Annotated in this window: 3 protein-coding genes; all 3 read left to right on the plus strand. The window is 47.3% G+C overall.

Annotated features, from left to right (window positions below; genetic code table 11):
* Positions 1 to 106 precede the first annotated feature (106 nt).
* The 3 genes from sucC (at position 107) to dprA (ending at position 3,203) form a co-directional block, all read left to right on the plus strand.
* Entirely contained in the window at positions 107 to 1,267 is a 1,161-nt protein-coding gene (gene sucC / locus C1T29_RS10130; protein WP_020451378.1) for an ADP-forming succinate--CoA ligase subunit beta, read from the plus strand.
* Between the two features lie 18 nt (positions 1,268 to 1,285).
* A complete protein-coding gene (sucD, locus tag C1T29_RS10135; protein WP_020451379.1) occupies positions 1,286 to 2,188 on the plus strand; it encodes a succinate--CoA ligase subunit alpha in 903 nt (300 codons plus the stop codon).
* 112 nt (positions 2,189 to 2,300) lie between these two features.
* Positions 2,301 to 3,203 carry a DNA-processing protein DprA gene (dprA, locus tag C1T29_RS10140; protein WP_208945678.1) on the plus strand — a complete coding sequence of 301 codons (903 nt, stop codon included), beginning with the start codon at positions 2,301 to 2,303 and terminating at the stop codon, positions 3,201 to 3,203.
* Positions 3,204 to 3,344 lie beyond the last annotated feature (141 nt).

The raw sequence follows: 3,344 nt of genomic DNA on the forward strand, positions 1-3,344 counted from the left end.
AGGATTTTACGATTTCTCATCGAAACCTAGACAATCGATCTATGATTATATAAAATGCAAGCGCAGTCTAGTTTTATTTTTGCTACATAAGTTAGGAGGATGGGAAATGAATATCCATGAGTACCAAGGGAAAGAAGTACTCAGACAATACGGAGTGGCTGTTCCGGAAGGTAAAGTGGCATTTACAGCAGATGAAGCGGTCAAAGCAGCGGAAGCGCTGTCCAGCTCGGTTTATGTCGTGAAAGCTCAAATTCACGCCGGCGGACGCGGTAAAGCTGGCGGGGTTAAAATTGCAAAATCAAAAGAAGAAGTCAAAGCCTATGCGGAAGAATTGTTGGGGAAGACGCTTGTCACTCACCAGACGGGTCCTGACGGCCAGCAAATAAAACGCTTACTTATTGAAGAAGGCTGCGATATCAAAAAAGAATACTATGTCGGTCTGGTTCTTGACAGGGCGACTTCACGCATCGTGCTGATGGCATCCGAAGAAGGCGGCACGGAAATTGAAGAAGTCGCTGAAAAAACGCCGGAAAAAATCGTCAAAGAAGTGATCGATCCGGCTGTCGGACTGCAGGGTTACCAGGCGAGAAAAATCGCCTTCGCCATCAATATCCCGAAAGAGCTTGTCGGCCAGGCTGTTAAGTTTATGATGGGATTGTACAAGGCGTTTACTGAAAAAGACTGTTCCATTGCTGAAATCAATCCGCTCGTCGTCACAGGTGACGGAAAAGTCATGGCCCTTGACGCCAAGCTGAACTTTGACAGCAATGCGCTATACAGACAAAAAGACATCTTGGAGTACAGAGATCTCGATGAAGAAGATCCGAAGGAAATCGAAGCATCCAAGTATGATTTAAGCTATATTTCGCTCGATGGAAACATCGGCTGCATGGTCAACGGAGCGGGGCTTGCGATGTCGACCATGGACATTATCAAGCACTACGGAGGGGAACCGGCCAACTTCCTTGACGTTGGAGGCGGCGCGACAGCTGAAAAGGTAACGGAAGCGTTCAAGATCATTTTGTCTGATCAAAACGTCAAAGGGATCTTTGTCAATATTTTCGGCGGTATCATGAAATGCGACGTCATTGCAGAAGGTGTTGTTGAAGCGACGAAACAAGTCGGTCTGACATTGCCGCTTGTCGTTCGCCTTGAAGGCACCAATGTCGATCTCGGCAAGAAGATCCTCGATGATTCAGGACTCAATATTACGTCTGCGGAATCAATGGCTGACGGCGCGCAGAAAATCGTATCCTTAGTGAAGTAAGAAAGGCAGGGGACCAAAATGAGTGTATTTATTAATAAAGACACAAAAGTCATTGTTCAGGGGATAACGGGTTCAACCGCTTTGTTTCACACAAAGCAGATGCTTGAATACGGAACGAAAATTGTCGGCGGAGTCACACCGGGCAAAGGCGGAACAGAGGTTGAAGGGGTGCCTGTGTTCAACACGGTCGAAGAGGCTGTAAAGCAGACCGGGGCAAATGCGTCTGTCATTTACGTTCCTGCGGCTTTTGCAGCCGATGCGATTATGGAAGCGACAGATGCTGAGCTTGATCTTGTCATCTGTATTACTGAGCACATTCCGGTGCTGGATATGGTAAAAGTTAAAAGGTATATGGAAGACAAGAAAACAAGGCTCATCGGTCCGAACTGTCCAGGAGTCATTACGCCTGAGGAGTGTAAAATCGGGATCATGCCCGGATATATCCATAAAAAAGGCCATGTCGGCGTTGTGTCGCGTTCAGGAACCCTTACATATGAAGCGGTTCATCAGCTTTCAGAAGCAGGAGTCGGCCAGTCAACGGCAGTGGGCATCGGCGGAGACCCTGTCAACGGGACAAACTTCATCGATGTGCTGAAGGCGTTTAATGAAGATCCTGATACACATGCAGTAATCATGATCGGCGAAATCGGCGGAACAGCTGAAGAGGAAGCGGCCGAATGGGTGAAAGCCAACATGACCAAACCTGTCGTCGGTTTCATCGGAGGAAAAACAGCGCCTCCTGGCAAACGTATGGGGCATGCCGGCGCCATCATTTCCGGAGGAAAAGGAACAGCGGACGAAAAGGTCAAAACAATGAACGCCTGCGGAATCGAAGTGGCTGAAACGCCTTCTGTTATGGGAGAAACATTGATTAAAGTGCTGAAGGAAAAAGGCCTTTACGAAACGTGTAAAACACACTGATCTTAACATGAGCAGGAATAGTCCGATTGGTCTATTCCTGCTTTTTCATAACTGGTTAAATCGTTTAGTACTTTCAGATTGTTTTGTTTTAAAAATGTTTGGAGGTTTTTGAATGAACGACAGCAGCGAGCTTTTGATATTGCTCCGCCTTCGCGGCACACTCTCCCCTTCTCTGCTGACCAAGTGGTGGAAGCAGGATCCTTCCTTGTCTCTTACGGGCGAAAAAAACCATCTTTTAACGAAGCTTTCATTAAAAAGATCAGACTTGTGCTCCATACGAAAACTGGCGGAACAAGAACTGTCTAATGTTAAACGGCTCATCCGTTCTTACGAAGCGGCCGGAGTCCGCATGGCCGCCATATGTTCCCCCGATTATCCAGCCAGCCTGAAAATCATTCATGACCCGCCTCCCGTCCTTTTTTTAAAAGGAGATGTTACACTTCTCAATGAACAAAGACTGATCGGAATCGTCGGAACCCGCAGCCCGTCATTATACGGAAAAAGAGCAGCGGTTCACCTTGTCAGGGAGCTTTGCAAAAAAAGCTGGACGATCGTCAGCGGCCTTGCAAAAGGAATTGACGGTCTTGCACATCAGGAGAGCATCTGTTCAAAGGGAAGGACAATCGGCGTCATCGCGGGCGGATTCAATAGCATATATCCCCGTGAACACCGCCAGCTCGCCGGTCAAATGGCCGAAAACCACCTGCTGGTATCAGAGCACCCTCCCCACGTTAAACCTCAAAAATGGCACTTTCCGATGCGAAATCGGCTGATCAGCGGATTAACGGAAGGAATCGTTGTCGTCCAGGGAAAGGAAAAGAGCGGGTCGCTCATCACAGCATATCAAGCCCTTGAGCAGGGGCGGGAGGTGTTCGCCGTGCCTGGTCCGATCTTTGACGCCAACTCTTGCGGTCCTTCAAGGCTGATCCAGGAAGGGGCGAAACTCGTATTGAATATTGAAGATATTTTGAGCGAACTGCCGCCTTCACGCACTCAATATCCGGAACCTGTTTAGAATTATCGTTTGACAAACTGTATTGTAATATTTAATAATAGTGAGGATTTCAAGTTTAAACGCTTTAATCGGCGTTCAACATATAGAAGGATTAAATCAGACACTTTTCGTAAAAATAATGGTTATATAAACGACGATTAT

The organism is Bacillus sp. MBGLi79 (assembly GCF_002953915.1).